Consider the following 17,650-nt stretch of genomic DNA (forward strand, 5'->3'; position numbering starts at 1 on the left):
GCAGAAGTGGAGGCTGTTCGATGACTACTCGCGCTGAGGTGTTCACCACCGCAGGTGAACTGGCGGATACGATCGCGTCCGGAGCTCCCGTGACGCTGCTCGATGTGCGCTGGCGGCTGGACCGTCCCGACGGCCGGGAGGACTACCGCGCCGGCCACCTGCCCGGCGCCGTCTATGTCGACCTCGACAGCGCGCTGTCCGATCACTCGGTAACCGGCCGCGGCCGCCATCCCCTACCCGATGGCGCGGCACTGCAACGGGATCTACGGTCCTGGGGCGTACGCGACGGCGTTCCGGTGGTGATCTACGACGACTGGAATCGCGCGGGTTCGTCGCGCGCCTGGTGGGTGCTCACCGCCGCCGGACTGCGCGATGTCCGCATACTCGACGGCGGCTTGGCGGCCTGGCGGGCGGTCGGCGGCGTCCTCGAGAACGGGGACGCGACCCCGGCTCCCGGCGACGTGACGGTCACCCGGCCCGATCTCTACGCCGGGGCCCTCGGAGTCGTGGCCGCCGAGGAGCTGTCCGATATCGTCGCGAACGGCACCCTCGTAGACGCCCGCGCACCGGAGCGGTATCGGGGCGAGAACGAACCGGTCGACCCCGTGGCCGGGCATATTCCGGGTGCCGTCAACATTCCCGCGACGGCCCTGCTCGACGAATCGGGCCGGTTCCGCCCGGACGACGAGGTCCTCGCCCGGTACCCGGGATCGGACGCGAGCTCGCCGGAACCGCTGGCCGTCTACTGCGGTTCCGGGGTGACGGCGGCGATCGCCGTCGCCGCGCTGACCGCGGCCGGGCGCGAGGCGAGCCTGTTCCCCGGGTCGTGGTCGCAGTGGAGTGCGGATGCGTCCAATCCCGTCGAGGTCGGCGAGCCGTCGGCGACCGAGGCCTGAAAGCTCGGGCCCGACCGCCGGGCCGCACGCCACGGGCCACCTGCCACACTGCTCGCACATATCGCGGCCACCACCGACCGGCTGATCGCCCAGGACCGCGTCGCGGCGCGTTCGATGCCGGTCCTCCGGCGAGTCCCGTGCGCCCCGCGCTCCGGAGGAAGCAGACGGCCGACGCGAATCAGTCCCGCCGCAACGGAAACCCGCCGCGACGCAGATTTCGACGAGCTGGTAGATGGCCGGCGCCGGGCCGACGGGTGCCGACCCGGCCCCGCCCCGGCCGGTTGGTGCCCGAGCCTCCTGGACTCCGCCCGCTCCGGCGAAGTCCAGGGTCGGATCTCTTGCGCTTCCGGCTATTTCGTCCGGCCGCCACCGGTGAGATGATCACGCAGGATGGCGGCCCCGGATTCGGCGAGCCAGTCGCCGAATGTACGCAGACCGGGGTGGATCACTCGCAGCGCTTCGATATCGGCATGCCAGCGGTGACCCTCGCGCCACCGCTTCACGACCCCGGCGATCTCGGCGCCGAGGGCAGCGGCCTCGTCGTCGGTGAGCTGCTCGTACCGCACCGCGATACCGGTGGCCTCGCTGATCGCGGCCACGGCCGCGACGGGAGTCGGCTGGTCACCGGCGAGTTCCAGTGTCCGTCCGGCGAAGCGGGACGGATCGGTGAACGCGAGCAGGGCGAATTCGGCGATATCCTCCACCGCGATGATCTGCATCGGTTCGTCCGGCGGGAACAGGTGCCGGTGCACTCCCCCGGATATCCCGTCGATCGCGGCCACCGCCAAACCGAGATAGTTCGTCATGAAGCGAACCGGGCGCAGCACCGTGGAAACGGCGACGCGGTCGCGCAGATACTGCTCGATCGCGGACTTCCCCTCCCATCCGGGCGTGGGCGCCGAGGTCGTGGCGACGGTGCTGAAGACGATCTGCCCGACTCCCGCGGCGACAGCCGCGTCGATCAGCGACCGACCCCGCGCGGCTTCGAGATCCGTATCGGATCCGGTCGGCCCGAAGGCAACCGGTGGCACTCCGAACACAGCGCCGACACCGTCCAGCGCCGGAATCAGACTGGACGGATCGTCGAGATCTCCGCGGACGAGCCGGGCGCCGGCGGCCTCCAGCGCGACCGCCGCCGGGGCATGGGTATCGCGGACCATGGCTCGTACCGGCCGTCCCGCGGTCAGCAGGCGCCGCGCGGTGGCACCGCCCTGTTGGCCGGTGGCTCCGGTGACGAGGATCGGAGCGTTGGTATCGAACGGGTTTTCGGTGGTCATGGCGTCCGTTCCGTTAGTGGTGGATACTGGCACGATCCGGAATGATCCGCCCGTTTCCGGGCCACGAACAAGGATTACGTGACATGACAGCAGCAGCGGCCCCCACGATCGGACGCGCTGATGCCCGGCGCAACCGGGATCTCGTACTTCGCACCGCGATGCGCGTATTCGCCGAGGAAGGGCCGGAGGTGTCGATCGGCCGGATCGCGCAGCGCGCGGGGGTGGGTGCCGGGACGGTGTACCGGCATTTCCCCAGCAAGGAGATCCTGGTGGAGGCGGTGCTCGCCGAACACGTCGCGGGGCTGGCCCGAGCGGCGGATCGGTGGGCCGCGCGCGCCACACCTGGTGACGCGCTGTTCGGGTTCCTACTCGAAGTCATCGAGAAATCGGCCGGTCGCACACAGATCTGCGATGCGCTCACCGCCGATCAGAACTGGCCGCACGCCTTGCTCGCGACCGCCGGACAACGCTTCGGAGAAGCACTGGAACGGCTGCTGCACAACGCGAAACAGGCTCGGGCCGTCGAGCCGGACGTACAGGTCGCCGATCTGACCGCGCTGACCGTCGGGGGTGCCGCGATATGGTCGTCGCACCGGAGCCGGACCCGGGGGGCACGGCTGGTCCGGCAGCTGCTCGATGGATTGCGGACCACGCCCGTCACGGAAGCCGGCGCATTTCGTGACAACTCTCGGCGCCATCGTCACGAAACCACTGCCGCCGCACAACTCTGCGCCGAATGCGGGGCGCGGCTACCCGCCCGCGGCACCGGCAGACCGGCCCGCTATTGCGGACCGACCTGCCGTCAACGCGGGCACCGGAGACGCGCGGCCGGCTGACCGCGACGGGTCACGATCGGTACCGTCGCGAAGAACCGCACCGACGCCGCCGGCCGCGCCGCTGTTTCGGCTTCGTGGACAACATCGGGGTTCCGGTGTCGCCCGCGGGACCCGAGATCGGATTGCGAGCAGGTGCCGCTGCCCGGCCTCCGCGCTAGGGTGACGCCATGGCCGAGACGCCGCTGACCCGGTTGCGCGCACTGTGCACTGCGCTACCCGAGACCACCGAGCGGCTCAGTCATGGCGAACCCACCTGGTTCGTCCGGGGGAAGAAGACCTTCGTCATGTTCGCCGATCACCATCACGACGATCGGCTCGGGTTCTGGTGTGCGGCGCCGCCCGGTGCCCAGGAGGCCATGGTCGCCGCCGAACCGGGTCGATTCTTCCGCCCGCCCTATGTCGGCCATCGCGGCTGGCTCGGTGTCTATCTGGACGTACCGGTCGATTGGGCGGAAATCGGCGAGATCGTCACCGACGCCTACCGTGCCGTGGCGCCGAAGACACTGGTGGCCCGGCTCGACGAACAGGATCCGGCCGACGGGTGAGACCACCCGGGCGCCCTCGACCGGCGGGTCCGTACGAGACGTCTCGGCCGGCGGTCGTCCCAGTGGCTCGGTCCGTGTCCCTGGGTCTCGGTCCGCGCGCTAGGGGCTCAGCCCGGCCACCGCGAGCCGGAAGAGCCGATCCGCCTGGGTGGCGGGATCGGGGAAATGTTCGGTGGCCAGCGCGATACCGACGATGAGCGTGATGAGATCGCCGGCGGCGGTATCCGCGGCCACCGTGCCGTCCCGGGCGGCGCGGCGAACCAGCGGCTCGACCGCTTCCCGCATGGTCGCGGCGCAAGTGTTCTCGTGTACCGGGTCCACCTCGGCGCCGTCGTAGGACAGGGCGGCCGCCAGACCGCGGGCGGAAACACAGTAGTCGACGAGATCACTCAGCCATTCCAACAGCGCGCCGCGGCTGTCGTCGGCGCCCGCCAGATCGCGAGCGCGGACGCGCAGTGCCTCGATCCGCTCGCGTGAGACGGCTTCGAGCAGCGCGTGACGGGTCGGAAAGTGCCGCCGCACCGTCGCCGATCCGACCCCGGCGGTGCGGGCGATCTGTTCCAGGGACGCCCCGGCACCGTGTGCGGCGACCTCCTCCTCCGCCACGGCGAGGATGCGGGAGTAGTTGCGTAACGCGTCGGCGCGCCGGCGGTCCGGCATGGCGTCATCATCTCCGATATTGCTAAGTGGCGGGGTCCGCCGTATTCTAGCGGAAACTAAGTGGCGGGCCCCGCCACTTAGTTCGAGCAGTAGAGGAGCACCATGTCCACAGATTCCGCACCCGTTCTGGTCACCGGCGCCACCGGCCGGCAGGGCGGCGCCACCGTCCGCGCCCTGCGCGCCGCCGAAGTTCCGGTCCGCGCCCTCGTGCGCGACCCGTCCACCACCCCGGCAGCGGCCGTCGCGGGCCTCGGCGCCGAACTGGTCACCGGCGATCTGCGCGATCGCGATTCGCTGATCCGGGCCGCGCGGGGTGCCCGCGCGGTGTTCTCGGTGCAGATGCCCGCCATCACCGCCGAGGGTTTCGATTTCGCCGGTGAGATAGCCCAGGCCACGAACCTCGTAGAAGGCGCCGCGGCCGCCGGCGTCGAGCAGTTCGTACATTCCTCGGTCACCGGCGCCGGGCAACACACCGCGACCCCCGGCTGGGCCGAGGGCCGCTGGCCCGCGGTGGCACCCTCGCTGAACGCCAAGGCCGCGATCCAGGACCGCGTCCGCGCCGCGGGATTCCCGCGTTGGACGATCCTGAAGCCGGGTTTCTTCATGGAGAATTTCCTCCCCTCCATGGCCTTTCTGTTCCCGCGCGGAATCGAAGGCGGTCTGGTGACCGTGCTCGACCCCGCGACCCGGCTGTCGCTGGTGGCGGCCGACGATATCGGCCGGGCGGCCGCCGCGGCCTTCGCCGACCCGGAACGATTCGACCGGGTGGAACTGGAACTGGCCGGTGAGCATCTGTCGATGACCGAGATCGCCGAGGTGCTGTCACGCACGTTGGGCAGGCCGCTGGCCGCGCCCGAGATGACCGAGGAACAGGCGCTCGCCGCCGGTATGCCCCCGATGGGCGCCTCGCACGAGTACCTGAACGCGGCGGGCCAGCCGGGACGCCCGGAATACGCACGGGCACTGGGGATCCCACTCACCGGCTTCGCGGAATGGGCGCGGGAGCGGATACTCCTCGACGCCTGACCGGTCCTGTCCTGCTCCGCGCGGTCGTTTCACGGGTGGTCCGGAAGTCAGCGCTCGCTGTCGAGCCCGCGAGAGTTCCGGCGGATACGACGAGCGTGTCCACCTCTCGAGGATCGAGCGCTTCGATCAGTGCCTCGCGGATATCCCGGGCGCGGTGGGTCTGTGCCGTACGGAACAGCGCCGGTAAGGCGGACAACCGGGACCTGGTGCGGGACAGATTTATTCGGGCAATACCGGTACGGCACGCAGCAGCTCGCGCGTGTAGGGGTGGCGGGGCGCGAACAGTACGGTTTCCGTGACACCGTCCTCGACGATCGCCCCTTCCCGCATCACCAGCAACCGGTCGCACAGCTGCTGCACCACACCGATATCGTGCGACACCAGGATCAGCGAGAGACCGAAACCGTCCACCAGCGACCGGACGAGGTCGATGATCTGGCCGCGCACGGTGGCGTCCAGGGCGGAAAAGGGTTCGTCGGCGACGAGCACTCCGGGATGCGGGGCGAGCGCGCGAGCGATGGCGATACGCTGCCGCTGTCCGCCGGAGAACTCGTGCGGATAGCGCCGGGCCGCATCGGGTTCCAGGCCGACGGCGACAAGGAGTTCGGTCACCCGGGTGTCGTGGTCGCCGGGGATGCGCAGGCATTCCAGCGGTTCGGCGATGGAATCCCCGACCACGGCGCGTGGGTCCAGCGAGTTCAGCGGATCCTGCGGCACCATCTGTACCTCGCGCCGGAACCAGGCGAGGCGGCGCCCGGCGACAGGCCGGCCCCGGTAGCGGACCTCGCCGCTATCGGGGCGGTCCAGGGCCAGCAGGAGCCGGAGCAGGGTCGATTTCCCGGAACCCGATTCACCGACGATGCCGAGCCGGGCACCTTCGGTCAGCGACAGATCCACCTCGCGTACGGCGTGCCGTACCGGCGCGGCACCGCGCAGGGTGGTGCGGGGCAGCCGGAAGGAACGGGACAGCCCGCTCGCTTCCACCAGCGCCGGCGCCGACACCGAATCCACCGTCATCGTCCCACCTCCGCGCTCCGCCGGAAGGACGCCGCACGCGCCAGCTCCAACAAGGTTCTCGTGTACTCGTGACCTGGCGCCCGCAGGATCTGCTCCAGATCACCCTGTTCCAGTATCCGGCCCGCACCCAGCACCAGCACCCGGCGGGCCACCTGGGCGAGGACGGCGAGATCGTGGGTGATGAACAACAGAGCGGTGCCCTGTTCGGTCACCAGATCGTCGAGCAGCGCGAGGATCTCGGACTGCACGGTGACGTCCAGGGCCGTGGTGGGCTCGTCGGCGAGCAACAGGGCCGGGCCGGTGGACACGGCCATGGCGATACCCACCCGCTGGCGCTGCCCGCCGGACAGCTGGTGCGGGTAGGCGCGCACCAGATGTTCGGGGTCCGGCAACCCCACCCGGCCGGCGAGCGCGATCGCCGCGGTGCGGGCCTGTCCGCGGGACAGTCCGCGATGCAGCCGCAGCGGTTCGGCGATCTGCGCGCCGACCCGCATCAGCGGATTCAGTGCCGACAGCGGTTCCTGGAAGATCATCGCGATGCGGTTGCCGCGCAGGGCCGACAGGTCACGATCGCCCAGCGTGAGCAGGTCCCTACCGTCGAACCGGATACGACCCTCGACCCGCGCCCCAGCGGGGAGCAGTCCCAGAACCGCCAGCGCGGTCAGCGATTTCCCGGACCCGGAGGCGGCGATGAGGCCGAGCCGCTCCCCCGCGTCCACGGTCAGATTTACCGCGTCCAGAACGGTGGTGGCACCGAACCGAACGGTCAGATTCTCGATGTCGAGCAGACTCATACGCGGGCCCCAGTTCGTATCCGCGGGTCCGTGGCCTCGCGGAGCGCGTCCCCGAGCAGGTTGAAGCCGAGTACCGTCAGCGCGACCGCGGCACCGGGCCAGACCACCAGCAGCGGACGCGCGCCGATGTAGTCCTGCTGGGTGCGCAGCAGCCCACCCCAGGACGGCGTGGACGGCGCACTGCCGTAACCGAGATAGGTCAGCGTCGCCTCGGACAATACGGCCAGCGCCATCACCAGCGACAGCTGGACGATCAGGGTCGGCGCGATATTGGGCAGCAGATGCCTGCGCACGATCCGCGCAGTCGACGCCCCGGCCGCGCGGGCGGCCAGGACATAGTCCTGGCCGGCCACCGCCGCGATCTCACCGCGTGCGACCCGGGCCACCGCGACACCGGCGCTGATCCCCACCGCGGCCACCACTGTGGCCAGGGATCCGCCGTACACCGCGGCCAGCACCATGGCCAGTATCAGTCCCGGGAAGGCGATCATCAAATCGATCACCTGGACCACCACCGAGCCCACCCAGCGGCGCGCCGATACCGCGGTGAGCGCCAGCAGCAGACCGACGACGGCGGCCACGACAGCGGAACCGACCGCGGCGAGCAGCGTGTCCCGGCTACCCGCCAGCAGCTGACTGAACTGATCGTGACCCACCCGGTCGGTGCCGAGCAGATGCCCCTGTTGCAGCGGTAACAGCCACGCGGCGCGGATATCCGTGGCGCGCGGGTCGAACGGCGTCCACCACACCGATACCAACGAGGCGAAGGCCAGTGTCGCGAGCACCGTGAGCCCGAACGCCCCCGCCGGCCGCCGCAGCAACGCCGCCAAAACCGTCCATGCCCCGTGCCTGCGCCGCGCCCAAGACCGGCGGTATACCGCGATACCACTCATACCGTGTGCCTCAGCCGGGGGTCGATGAGGCGGTGCGCGATATCGACCACCAGCCCGATCACCAGGACTGTGGCGACCAGGATCAGCAGTTCGCCCTGCACCTTTATCAGATCGCGATTACCGATATCGGTGATCAGCATGCTGCCGACCCCCGGCAGGGTGAAGACCTGTTCCACCACCACCGCCCCGACCAGCAGCGCGGCGAGCTGCAGACCGAGGATCGACACCACCGGCAGGGCGGCGTTACGGAATCCGTGCCGCACCAGCGCCCGATTCCGGGTCATTCCCTTCGCCCGAGCGGTGCGCAGGAAATCCGAATCGAGGACACCGAGTACAGCGGAACGGACGAAGCGGAGCAGTACCGCGCCTTCGGTGAGACCCAGCGCCAGCCAGGGCAACACCAGACTTCGGAACGCCTCCCCAGGATTCGCCCAGCCGTCGACCGGAAAACCCTGCGCGGGCAACCAACCCAGCGTCACCGCGAACACCAGGATCAACAGCAGCGCCGACCACAGACTCGGTATCGCGATACCGAGCTGGGACAGCGCGTTCAAGGCTCCACCGGCCGCGGTGCCGCGGCGGGTGGCCGCCCAGGTACCCAGCGGGACCGCGACCGCCAATGCGACCATGATCGCCCCCGCCGTGAGCGGTGCGGTGACCTCGAGTTTGCGTGCCAGTTCGCTGCTCACGGTGGAACCGTCGAGCTGGGACTGCCCGAAATCGCCGTTCGACACCCCACCGATCCACGACGCGTACTGCACCGGAAGCGGTCGGTCCAGTCCGAGTTCGGCGCGCAATGCCGCGAGCTGTTCCGGAGTCGCCTCGTCGCCGCCGATGGTGGTGGCCACATCGCCGGGTAGCAGCCGCAACAGCGCGAAGACCACCACGCTGGCCAGTGCCAGTGAGACCGCACCCAGTCCGGTACGGCGCACGATGTACCAGGCCACCTGTTACTTCCCGACCGCGAGCGTGCTCAGGTTGTACCGATTACTGGTCTCGTGCTGCGGCACGCCGTACACCCCGGCGCGCACCACGGTGGTGGACTGGACGAGGAACAGCCAGTCCGCGGCGGCGTCCACGGAGATCTGCCGGGCCACCTTCTTCAGCAGGGTGTCCCGGTCGGCCTCCGATGCGGCGGTGCGGGCCTCGGTGTACCACTGCCGCACCTGCGGATTGTCGTAGCCGAAGTAGTAGCCGGGCTTGGTGTAGTTGTCCAGATCGCGCGCTTCGGCGTGGTCGACCACGCTCAGCTGGAAGTCCTTACCGGAGTAGACCTTAGCCAGCCAGGTCTGGAATTCGAGCTGCCGCACGGTGACGGTGATTCCGACTTTCGCCAGATCCGACACCACGAGATCGGTGATCGCGGTCGGATAGATGCTGGGAATATCCAGCGTCAGTGCGAGGCCGTTCGCGAAACCCGCGTCGGCCAGCAGCTTCTTCGCGTTCTCCGGATCGTAGGCGTCGATTCCGGTGAGGTCCTCGTACCACGGGTCCTGCGGCGGCACATTGCTGCCGATCGCCACTCCCGCGCCGTAGGCGCCGATGAGGGCCTGCCGGTCGATGGCCTGCCGGATCGCGTGGCGCACACCGTGATTCGTGAACGGCGCCTGTCGCCCGTTGAAGGCGAGGGTGTACTTGTCGGTGGTGGTGCCGCGCAGGACGGTGAACTTGTCGTCGCCGGTGAAGGGCTGCAGCAGGGTGGGGTCGGCGGCGACCTGGATATCGGTCTGGCCCGTCGATTCGGCGTTGTTCGCGGAATTGGGGTCCTTGATGTAGTGCAGGACCACCTCGGCGACCTTCGGTTTCGCACCCCAGTATTCGTCGTTACGGGTCAGGGTGATCGAGGAACCACGGTTCCAGCCGGTCAGCCGGAACGGCCCGCTGCCGTTCGCGGTACCGCCCAGGCTCGCGAAATCGGTGCCTTTCTTGTAGACGATTCCGCCGCGCCGGGTGAGATTCGGGAGCAGCAGCGTATCGCGCTGTTTCAGCCGGATACGCACCGTGGCCGGATCCGGCGCGGTGACCTCGGCGACCGAATCCAGGATCGCGGCGTCGATGGACGACGACCCCGGCGCGATCTGCTGCTGTAGCGACCACACCGCGTCCGCGGCGGTCAGCGGCGTGCCGTCGTGGAATTTCGCATTCGTCACCAGGTGGAAGGTGTGGGTCAGACCGTCCGGTGTCTGCTCCCACGATTGCGCCAGAGCGGGCACGATCCGGCCGCCGGCGGCGGTGTCGACGCTGACCAGACCCTGGTAGACGTTGTCCAGCAGCAGTTGGTCCAGCGCGGCGCCGGCAGTGGTGAAGGTGTTGAGACTTGTGGGCTCCAAGGTGAGCCGCACATGCACCGTCGCGCCGGTGTCGAGTTGCTCATCCGGCGGGGCCGCGGCCTGCGTCGTCTGCGCACCCGAGGGCGTGATCTCGCCGCCGGTTCCACAGGCCGCGGCGAACAACGATGCCGCCACTGCCAGCGCCATGGCCGTCCAGCGGCCGTATCTCGAATTCGGGATCACCTGGTCCTCGGAATCTCTGTGTGTTCGGCGACGAAATCCACGCGGTAGATGTCGTCGCGATTCGGCGACCGCACCGAGTTCCGAACCCGGGATACCGGAAATACCAGTACTCCGGCGGGACGAGCGAGAGTTCGGCGGTCACCGCCGGATCGTATGGAACATCCCACCGGTCGTGGCACCTTTGGGTTCAACCTGAATCGAAGCGTTCCCGGTGCGATCGGTAATCGAGGGCCGCATATACGAAATGGTGCCGGGGCCCGTGCGGGCGCCCGGCACCACCTCCCGTCGTCGCCGGTTTCAGCGATACCGGCGAATCAGAGCGAACGTCGCGGCCAGGCACAGTGTGGCCGTGAACGCATAGACCCCGCGGGCCGCGAAACGGGTCCGCAGGGAGAAATCGAGATCCGGTATTCCCATTGCGTCGCCGATGATCCGGTCCAGCATCGGACCGTCCGGGATCCGCCCGGCGAACACGTGCGCGTCTGTCGAAGCCGCTGCCACCATCACCGCTCCTCTCGTGGAGCTCAGTCGGATTTCCAGGTCACGATCTCGTCGAGATCCGCACGGGCGGTACGGAAGGAGTTCACCGGGTGCTCGGTATCGGGGTAACCGAACGAGATCGCGGCGAGCACGCGGCGGGTTTCGGGGAGCCCGAAATAGTCGCGGATGAACGGGGCGTAGGAGGCGACCGAGGCCTGCGGAATGGTCGCCAGGCCCAGTGTGTGGGCGGCCAGCAGCACGGTGTTGACGAAGAGCCCGGTATCGATGGCGCCGTAGGGGCCCAGTTCGTCCTCGGTGGAGACGATCGCGACATGCGGCGCGTCGAAGAATTCGAAATTGCGGACGAATTGGCGCAACGACGCCTCCGCATCCCCTTTTCCGATGCCGAGGCTCTCGTAGAGCTGGACGCCGGATTCCTTACGCCGTTGACGGTACGGGCCGGAGAAGCCGCCGGGATGGGCGAGATCCGGGGTAGCCGCAGCGCCGGACTGCACGTGCGCCACCAGATCCCTGCGGAACCGGTCGGTGGCCGCACCCTCGGTGACGACGACCTGCCAGGGCTGGGTATTGGACCACGACGGGGTGCGCAGCGCCAGGGTCAGTAATCGTTCGATCACCTCGTGCGGAACCCGGTCCGGCAGGAACTGCCGGCAGGCCCATCGCTGGTCCAGGATCGTGCGCAGCGTCTCGTACTGATCGGTGTCGACATCGGTCGAGGTCACGGGAAGGCCCCCTCGCAATTCGGTTGTGCACTGACTGAGCAGTCTCAATTCAAGACTGACCCTAGCAGTGGTGGTCTCATTTTGGAACCGCGAAAACGGGGTTCCGTAGAATGGAAAGCGTGCGATACGAAGAACTCGCCGATTTCCCCTGTTCGATCACCCGCCCGCTGGTGGTCCTCGGGGACCGGTGGACTCTGCTGGTGCTGAAAACGGCCTTCAACGGGGTCCGGCGCTTCAACGCGTTCCAGACCACACTGGGCATCCCGCGCGGGCGGTTGCAGGATCGCCTCGACCGGCTGGTCGAGCACGAGATACTCGCCAAACAGAAAGGCGCCGACGGCACCTACGAGGAGTACCGCCTCACCCCGAAGGGTCACGACCTCTATCCGGTTCTGATCGCGTTCCGCGACTGGGGCGATCGCTATATGGCTCCGGAGGGTCCGCCGGTGCATTTCATGCACCGCGACTGCACCGGCGAGGCACATGTGACGCTGGCCTGCGACGAATGCGGCGAACACGTCACCGCCCGCGATATCGCGCCGCTGCCCGGCCCGGGGATGACCGCGGAGGTCGCCGCGAGTGCGCCCGCCCCGCGTACCGGATCGGCGCGCAGCACCTGAGCGCGCCCGCGCGAAGCGCCTGAACACATCGGCTCGCGAGGCGCCTCGGCATCGGGTTCCGGATACTCCGAACGTCCGTCCTCGCCTCCGCGGCACCTCGCGGCCGCGGGGACGAGGACGGACGCGTAGCTCCGGCTCGGGCGGGTCAGGCGGTCACCACGGACTCCACTGCTCGCAACCGGCCACCGTGGTCGTAGTCGGTCACATCGAAGCCCCTGGTGGCGCGACCGTACGACAGATGTGAACCCGGCCAGATGGGCGCGGCGGTGCCATCGCTGCTGGTGTACCAGCCGGGGCAGCTCCCCGCGTACACCGTCTTGGCCAGCCGTTCCTGCCGCCAGGCGTTGTGCCGCTCCTGGATCCGCGGCAACACGTCCAGCCAGCCGCCGGCGGAACCGATGTGCTGTAGCGCCCGGCGCACGTACCTGGCCTGGCGTTCCAGTATGTAGACGAACGAATTGGTCGTCGTACCGCCCGTACCGGGTCCCGAGATCATGAACAGGTTCGGATAACCCGAAACCGCGACACCCAGGTACGCGCGCGGCCCGGATTTCCACTCCGCCTGCAGTTTCCGGCCGTCCCGTCCGGTGATGTCGATGGGGGCCAGATACTCCTCGGTGCGGAAACCCGTGCACCACACGATCACATCCGCGTCCACCTCGCGGCCGTCCGCCAGCTTCACACCGGTGGGCGTGAGCCGGTCGACTCCTTGCCGGTGGACACCGACATGCGGGCGGTCCAGCGCCGGGTACCACTCGTCGGAGATGAGCAGCCGGTTGCAGAAGGCCGGATAGTCCGGTGTGACCGCCTTGCGCAGTTCCGGGTCGCGGATCTGACGGCGGATCTTCAGCTTCACCCAGGCATGTAGGCCGGCGCGGGCCGGGTCCAGTGATGTGAAGATCAGTGGAGCGCGATGTTCGTTCCACAGGAAGGTGAGATGGTGCTGTATCTGGGGGAATCCCGGAATACGTGCCAGTGTCCGGCCGATCCAGGTGGTCCGCCGGTCGTGCCGGTTCACCACCCAGTTCGGCGAGCGCTGCACCACGGTGAGTTCGGCGACATCGTCGACGATCGCGGGTACCAGCTGGATCGCGCTGGCGCCGCTACCGACCACCACCACCTTCTTACCGGTGAGATCCAGCGAATCGTCCCACTGCCCGGAATGGACAGTGACACCGTTGAATTCGTCGATTCCGGCCAGCTCCGGGATCTTCGGCCGGGACAGCACACCGGTCGCCGCGATCACCGCGTCGAACCAGCGGGTCGTGCCGTCGCCGAATTCCAGCAGCCATCTGTCCTCGGCGAAGGTGGCGGCGACGACCTCGGTCCCGAACTGGATCTTGCCGGTGACCCCGAACCGGTCGGCGGTCTGCTGGAGATAACCGAGTATCTCCGGCTGCCCGGCGAACCTGCGGGACCAATCCGTGCCCAGCGCATAGGAATACGCGTAGATGGAGGACGGCAGGTCGCACGCCACCCCGGGATACCGGTTGGCGTGCCACACACCGCCGAGCGATTCGGCGCGCTCGTAGACGATGTAGTCGACCCCGTTGCGTTCCAGTTCGATCGCGGCGGCCAGACCGCCGAATCCGGCCCCGATGATCGCGATCGCCGGCTGCTGTGTGGTGCTCATGCTCCCACCCCGACATTCTGCAGCCGCACCTGTCCACGCGCGATGAGCCGCTGTTGATCGTCACTCACGGTGACCTGCCAGATCTGTTGCTGCCGACCCCGGTGCACCGGGGTCGCCTCCGCGGACAGGGTCCCGGCCGTGGTCGCGCGGATGAAATCGGTGCTGTTGTGCACCCCGAGTGCCACACCGCCCGGACCGCCGGCCCTGTTCAGCCAGGTCCAGCCCGCGGTACTGGCCAGTGATTCGATGACCGCGCAGTGCACACCGCCGTGCAGCACACCGGTGGCCTGGTGCAGTAGGGGTTCGACTGCCCATTCGCCGCGGACGCGGTCGGGTGAGACCTCGGTCAGGCGTAGGCCGACGACACCGTCGAACCCCTTGGCATTGAGCTCGGTGAGATCCTCCGGCGTGGCTCGTACCGAGCTCACATCGATCGATCGGGGCATATCAGTATCCCATCCACTTGGTCACGATTTCGGCCAGAATTTCGTCGGTGCCGCCGGCGATGGAGAAAACCCGGGCGTCGCGGTAGTGCCGATTCACCTCGGTATCGCGCATATAACCGCTGCCGCCGTGCAATTGGAGTGCCGCGTCGGCCACGAACTGGGCCGCGTCGGTGGCCTGCTTCTTGGCCATGCACACCTGGGGCACCAGTGCCTCGCCGGCGTTCACCCGGACCATGACCCGGTGGGCGAATTCCCGGCTGACCTCCACGGCGCGTGCCATATCGGACAGGTTGTGCCGCACCAGCTGCCGGGCGATCAGCGGTTTCCCGAAGGTGGACCGGGCGCGGGCCCACTCCACGGCGAGATCGAGGCAGCGCTGTGCGGTGGTGTAGGCCATGACGGTCTGCGCGAGCCGTTCGCTCTCGAACAGCTCCATGATCAGCCGGAAGCCCTGGTTCTCCGGACCGACCAGATTCTCCGCCGGTACCCGGACGTCGTCGAAGGACAGTTCGGCGGTATCCGAGCAGTCCCAGCCCAGCTTGTCCAGATGCCGGGTGACCTCGAAGCCGGGCGAGCTCTTCTCGATGAGCAACAGCGAAATACCCTTGTGCCCGGCCTCGCCGGTGCGCACCGCGGCGATCACGAAATCGGACCGTACGCCGGTGCTGATAAAAGTTTTGGCGCCGTTGACCACATAGGTGTCGCCGTCACGGCGGGCGGTGGTGCGCAGATTCGCGACATCCGATCCGCCGCCGGGCTCGGTCACCCCGAGAGCGACGAGCTTCTCCCCGGCCAGGGTGGGCCGCACGAATTTGGCGATCTGGTCGGGCGTGCCGTGCGCGGCGACCGGGACCAGCGCGACGTGATGGGTGAACAGCGCCATCAGCAGTCCACTCGAGCGACCGCTGAGCACCAGTTCCTCGGCCATCACGTACCAGTCGAGGCTGTCGCCGCCGCTGCCGCCGACGGATTCGTCGAAGCCGAGCCCGAGCAGGCCCAGGTCCGCGGCCTTGCGATGCAGGTCCAGCGGGATCAGGCCGTCCTTCTCCCATCGGTCGATATTCGGCGCGATCTCCTTCTCGGCAAAGCCGCGGACCATTTCACGGAGAGCCACTCTCTCCTCGGTGGCGAAAGGATCTGATGCCATCTACTTCCCCAGCTCCCGATATATGTCGCGGGCGTGAACGAATGGCGGCCGGATCGAATTCCTCTCGATTCGATCCGTCCGCGACAATTACTCTACGGAGCCATCACTCGGGAAAATACCCCCCGATCGGGTGGGTGTAATCCGTGGACTACACAATCGAAAAGGCGCGCGAAAACAAGGAAAAGACACGGCAGAATATTGCCCGGGAATTCCGGCACCGGAATCAGATTCCGATAGATCTCGTGACCCACCGCGAGTACCGCCGGTGCCGAAACCGCGAGAATCGGCGCGGTGAGCGCTTCGATCCGATACAGCCGTCAGATCTCGGCATCGAGTTCCCCGTCCCTCCGCTGTACGGGACCCCGTCCCGCGGTGCCGCGACGACGCCCCTATCCAACGGAAAGAACCTGGGCCCGAAAGCTTTCGGCTCACCGGGAGCGCAACGGCGGGGGCGGCGGCAGAGTCGCTACGCACGGTCCGGCACGGCATCGAGTTCCTGCAGCGCACGCCGCACCACCTTTCCGGTCGCGTTGCGGGGCAACACCTCGACGAAGAGCACATCGCGGGGCACCTTGTGCCGGGCCAGGTTGGCTTTCACGTGATCGCGCACCGCCTGCGGTTCCAGCGCCGCACCCGGCGCCGCGACGATGACCGCGCGCAGGCGTTTCCCGAATTCCGGGTCGTCGACACCGACCACCGCCACATCGGCGACCCCGGGATGATCGGCGAGCAGATGCTCCACCTCGAGCGGATAGACGTTCTCGCCACCGGAGACGATCATATCGTCGTCGCGGCCGTCGACGAACAGCAGACCCTCCTCGTCGAAATGGCCGATATCGCCGGTGGACATATGGCCGTCGATAATCTGTTTGTGCCCGCCGTCGGTATATCCCTCGAAGGGCGCTCCGGTACGGACGAAGATGCGTCCCTTGGTGTTCGGTGTGTCGATGAGCCGGTCGTCGTTGTCGTAGAGCACCGCGTGCACCATCACCGGCGCCCGCCCGGCGGTACCGGGCGCTCGCCGCAGTTCCGCGGGCTGCGCGACCGTGGCGACAGCCACCTCGGTGGACCCGTACAGGTTGTAGAGGACCTCGCCGAAGGTGTCCTGCGCGCGCTGCGCCAGATGCGGGGTCAGCGTGGAACCGGCCACCACGATCGCGCGCAGCGCCGACAGGTCGTAGCGCCCGATGATCTCGGGGCCCAGATCCAGGATCCGGTGCAGCATCGTCGGCACCCCCACCAGTAGTTCGGCACGGTGTTCGGCCAGTGCGCGCACGGTGGCCTCGGCGTCGAACCGCCGCGCCAGTACCACCCGGTTGCCCAGCGCGACTCCGACCGTCCACATCCCGAACGGATAGGCGTGGAAGAGTGGGGCCGCGATCAGGATGGTGCCCCGGCGCGGAAACGGGATCCGGTCGACCAGCATCGCGCTCAGCAGCGGTGTCACCGTGGTTCGCGGGGCGCCTTTGGGAGTCCCGGTGGTACCGCTGGTCAGGATGACGAAACCGCCCGGTTGCCGGGGCGCCTCCGGGGGTGTCGTATCGGCCGCGGCGATGAGCTCGTCGATCGTCTCCGGTCGGCCCGCGAGATGATCGGGTTCGGTCCAGGTGAGGAAACGTGGCAGGTCCGCCGGCAATCCTTCCAGCCGACCGGCGAACTCGGCGTCGTGCAGTACCACCTGCGCCTGCTCCCGTTGGATCACCTCCACCAGCTGCGCCGCACCGAAACCGGTGTTCAGCATCGTCAGTCGCAGGCCCGCGCGACCGGCGGCACTGATGGTCAGCAGCAGTCCCCGGTGGTCGCGGGCCAGCACCGCCACCACCGCACCCGGGGCGAGCCCGCATGCCAGCAGGGCGTTGGCCAGTGCGTCGGACTGCTCATCGAGCTGCCGGTAGGTCAGCGGTCCCCGTTCGTCGATCACCGCCGTTCCCTCGGGCAGTTCCCGCGCGGTTTTCTTGATCAGCGACGCCTGCGCGCCGTAGCGGCGGGTATTGCCCGCCAACCGCAGCACACCGCGCGGCCGGGTCAGGTCCAGAACCCCGGTTTGTTGCAGTCGCGCATAGGCTTTCAGCTCTTCGGCGAGGAGTCCCGCCCGGCTGCGGAAACCGTCGATCGTCATATCGT

At 68.3% G+C, this 17,650-nt stretch carries 18 protein-coding genes; 5 read left to right on the plus strand and 13 right to left on the minus strand.

Going from position 1 to position 17,650, the window contains the following annotated elements:
- Positions 1-20 precede the first annotated feature (20 nt).
- Positions 21-896, plus strand: a complete 876-nt coding sequence (locus IEY68_RS25730; protein ID WP_058856424.1) for a sulfurtransferase — start codon at positions 21-23, stop codon at positions 894-896.
- 350 nt (positions 897-1,246) lie between these two features.
- Here the strand turns inward: IEY68_RS25730 and IEY68_RS25735 are convergent, their stop codons facing one another.
- A complete protein-coding gene (locus tag IEY68_RS25735) occupies positions 1,247-2,173 on the minus strand; it encodes an NmrA/HSCARG family protein (RefSeq protein WP_082681584.1) in 927 nt (308 codons plus the stop codon).
- Positions 2,174-2,256: 83 nt separating this feature from the next.
- On the opposite strand from IEY68_RS25735, the gene IEY68_RS25740 reads away from it, so the two are divergent.
- Both IEY68_RS25740 and IEY68_RS25745 read left to right on the plus strand, forming a co-directional pair.
- Positions 2,257-3,009: a TetR/AcrR family transcriptional regulator gene (locus IEY68_RS25740; protein ID WP_058856423.1), complete on the plus strand. Its 753-nt coding sequence runs from the start codon at positions 2,257-2,259 to the stop codon at positions 3,007-3,009.
- A gap of 167 nt (positions 3,010-3,176) precedes the next feature.
- Positions 3,177-3,554: an MmcQ/YjbR family DNA-binding protein gene (locus IEY68_RS25745; protein ID WP_058856422.1), complete on the plus strand. Its 378-nt coding sequence runs from the start codon at positions 3,177-3,179 to the stop codon at positions 3,552-3,554.
- A 99-nt stretch (positions 3,555-3,653) separates the two neighbouring features.
- Here IEY68_RS25745 and IEY68_RS25750 read toward each other — a convergent pair whose 3' ends face one another.
- Positions 3,654-4,214 (minus strand): TetR/AcrR family transcriptional regulator, encoded by a 561-nt coding sequence (locus IEY68_RS25750; protein WP_058856421.1) that lies wholly within the window; start codon positions 4,212-4,214, stop codon positions 3,654-3,656.
- Between the two features lie 102 nt (positions 4,215-4,316).
- Here IEY68_RS25750 and IEY68_RS25755 point away from each other — a divergent pair, with 102 nt between their 5' ends.
- Positions 4,317-5,240, plus strand: coding sequence for an NmrA/HSCARG family protein (locus tag IEY68_RS25755; RefSeq protein ID WP_058856420.1), 924 nt, complete (start codon positions 4,317-4,319; stop codon positions 5,238-5,240).
- Positions 5,241-5,459: 219 nt separating this feature from the next.
- On the opposite strand, the gene IEY68_RS25760 is transcribed toward IEY68_RS25755, so the two are convergent.
- The 7 genes from IEY68_RS25760 to IEY68_RS25790 form a co-directional block, all read right to left on the minus strand.
- The gene (locus IEY68_RS25760; protein WP_058856419.1) at positions 5,460-6,257 is read right to left on the minus strand and encodes an ABC transporter ATP-binding protein; all 798 of its coding nucleotides are present in this window, start codon (positions 6,255-6,257) and stop codon (positions 5,460-5,462) included.
- A complete protein-coding gene (locus IEY68_RS25765; protein ID WP_058856418.1) occupies positions 6,254-7,051 on the minus strand; it encodes an ATP-binding cassette domain-containing protein in 798 nt (265 codons plus the stop codon). The genes IEY68_RS25760 and IEY68_RS25765 overlap by 4 nt, the downstream gene beginning before the upstream one ends.
- On the minus strand, positions 7,048-7,944 hold the full coding sequence (locus IEY68_RS25770; protein ID WP_058856417.1) for an ABC transporter permease: 897 nt from the start codon (positions 7,942-7,944) through the stop codon (positions 7,048-7,050). The genes IEY68_RS25765 and IEY68_RS25770 overlap by 4 nt, the downstream gene beginning before the upstream one ends.
- A complete protein-coding gene (locus tag IEY68_RS25775; RefSeq protein ID WP_058856416.1) occupies positions 7,941-8,891 on the minus strand; it encodes an ABC transporter permease in 951 nt (316 codons plus the stop codon). Before IEY68_RS25775 ends, IEY68_RS25770 begins: the two co-directional genes overlap by 4 nt.
- A gap of 3 nt (positions 8,892-8,894) precedes the next feature.
- Positions 8,895-10,457 carry an ABC transporter substrate-binding protein gene (locus IEY68_RS25780; RefSeq protein WP_229718987.1) on the minus strand — a complete coding sequence of 521 codons (1,563 nt, stop codon included), beginning with the start codon at positions 10,455-10,457 and terminating at the stop codon, positions 8,895-8,897.
- 297 nt (positions 10,458-10,754) lie between these two features.
- On the minus strand, positions 10,755-10,961 hold the full coding sequence (locus IEY68_RS25785; RefSeq protein WP_058856414.1) for a hypothetical protein: 207 nt from the start codon (positions 10,959-10,961) through the stop codon (positions 10,755-10,757).
- Positions 10,962-10,981: 20 nt separating this feature from the next.
- Positions 10,982-11,680: a nitroreductase gene (locus tag IEY68_RS25790; RefSeq protein WP_082681583.1), complete on the minus strand. Its 699-nt coding sequence runs from the start codon at positions 11,678-11,680 to the stop codon at positions 10,982-10,984.
- 119 nt (positions 11,681-11,799) lie between these two features.
- Between IEY68_RS25790 and IEY68_RS25795 the strand changes: the two genes are divergently transcribed.
- Positions 11,800-12,300 carry a winged helix-turn-helix transcriptional regulator gene (locus tag IEY68_RS25795; RefSeq protein WP_058856475.1) on the plus strand — a complete coding sequence of 167 codons (501 nt, stop codon included), beginning with the start codon at positions 11,800-11,802 and terminating at the stop codon, positions 12,298-12,300.
- Positions 12,301-12,445: 145 nt separating this feature from the next.
- Here the strand turns inward: IEY68_RS25795 and IEY68_RS25800 are convergent, their stop codons facing one another.
- The 4 genes from IEY68_RS25800 to IEY68_RS25815 all read right to left on the minus strand — a co-directional run bounded on the left by IEY68_RS25800 (position 12,446) and on the right by IEY68_RS25815 (position 17,645).
- Complete coding sequence (locus IEY68_RS25800) at positions 12,446-13,933, minus strand: flavin-containing monooxygenase (RefSeq protein WP_058856413.1); 1,488 nt, start codon at positions 13,931-13,933, stop codon at positions 12,446-12,448.
- A complete protein-coding gene (locus tag IEY68_RS25805; RefSeq protein ID WP_082681582.1) occupies positions 13,930-14,379 on the minus strand; it encodes a PaaI family thioesterase in 450 nt (149 codons plus the stop codon). Before IEY68_RS25805 ends, IEY68_RS25800 begins: the two co-directional genes overlap by 4 nt.
- Before the next feature lies 1 nt (position 14,380).
- Positions 14,381-15,526 (minus strand): acyl-CoA dehydrogenase family protein, encoded by a 1,146-nt coding sequence (locus tag IEY68_RS25810; protein WP_058856412.1) that lies wholly within the window; start codon positions 15,524-15,526, stop codon positions 14,381-14,383.
- Positions 15,527-15,992: 466 nt separating this feature from the next.
- Positions 15,993-17,645 carry an AMP-binding protein gene (locus IEY68_RS25815; RefSeq protein ID WP_058856411.1) on the minus strand — a complete coding sequence of 551 codons (1,653 nt, stop codon included), beginning with the start codon at positions 17,643-17,645 and terminating at the stop codon, positions 15,993-15,995.
- Positions 17,646-17,650 lie beyond the last annotated feature (5 nt).

Source organism: Nocardia jinanensis (genome assembly GCF_014645735.1).
In the GTDB taxonomy this organism is placed as follows: Bacteria; Actinomycetota; Actinomycetes; order Mycobacteriales; family Mycobacteriaceae; genus Nocardia; species Nocardia jinanensis.

Coding starts and splice junctions, on each gene's coding strand:
- IEY68_RS25810 (WP_058856412.1), bottom strand. CDS start 15,526: ATGGCATCAGATCCTTTCGCCACCGAGGAGAGAGTGGCTCTCCGTGAA.
- IEY68_RS25785 (WP_058856414.1), bottom strand. CDS start 10,961: ATGGTGGCAGCGGCTTCGACAGACGCGCACGTGTTCGCCGGGCGGATC.
- IEY68_RS25800 (WP_058856413.1), bottom strand. CDS start 13,933: ATGAGCACCACACAGCAGCCGGCGATCGCGATCATCGGGGCCGGATTC.
- IEY68_RS25765 (WP_058856418.1), bottom strand. CDS start 7,051: ATGAGTCTGCTCGACATCGAGAATCTGACCGTTCGGTTCGGTGCCACC.
- IEY68_RS25805 (WP_082681582.1), bottom strand. CDS start 14,379: ATGCCCCGATCGATCGATGTGAGCTCGGTACGAGCCACGCCGGAGGAT.
- IEY68_RS25755 (WP_058856420.1), top strand. CDS start 4,317: ATGTCCACAGATTCCGCACCCGTTCTGGTCACCGGCGCCACCGGCCGG.
- IEY68_RS25745 (WP_058856422.1), top strand. CDS start 3,177: ATGGCCGAGACGCCGCTGACCCGGTTGCGCGCACTGTGCACTGCGCTA.
- IEY68_RS25770 (WP_058856417.1), bottom strand. CDS start 7,944: ATGAGTGGTATCGCGGTATACCGCCGGTCTTGGGCGCGGCGCAGGCAC.
- IEY68_RS25815 (WP_058856411.1), bottom strand. CDS start 17,645: ATGACGATCGACGGTTTCCGCAGCCGGGCGGGACTCCTCGCCGAAGAG.
- IEY68_RS25740 (WP_058856423.1), top strand. CDS start 2,257: ATGACAGCAGCAGCGGCCCCCACGATCGGACGCGCTGATGCCCGGCGC.
- IEY68_RS25735 (WP_082681584.1), bottom strand. CDS start 2,173: ATGACCACCGAAAACCCGTTCGATACCAACGCTCCGATCCTCGTCACC.
- IEY68_RS25760 (WP_058856419.1), bottom strand. CDS start 6,257: ATGACGGTGGATTCGGTGTCGGCGCCGGCGCTGGTGGAAGCGAGCGGG.
- IEY68_RS25730 (WP_058856424.1), top strand. CDS start 21: ATGACTACTCGCGCTGAGGTGTTCACCACCGCAGGTGAACTGGCGGAT.
- IEY68_RS25750 (WP_058856421.1), bottom strand. CDS start 4,214: ATGCCGGACCGCCGGCGCGCCGACGCGTTACGCAACTACTCCCGCATC.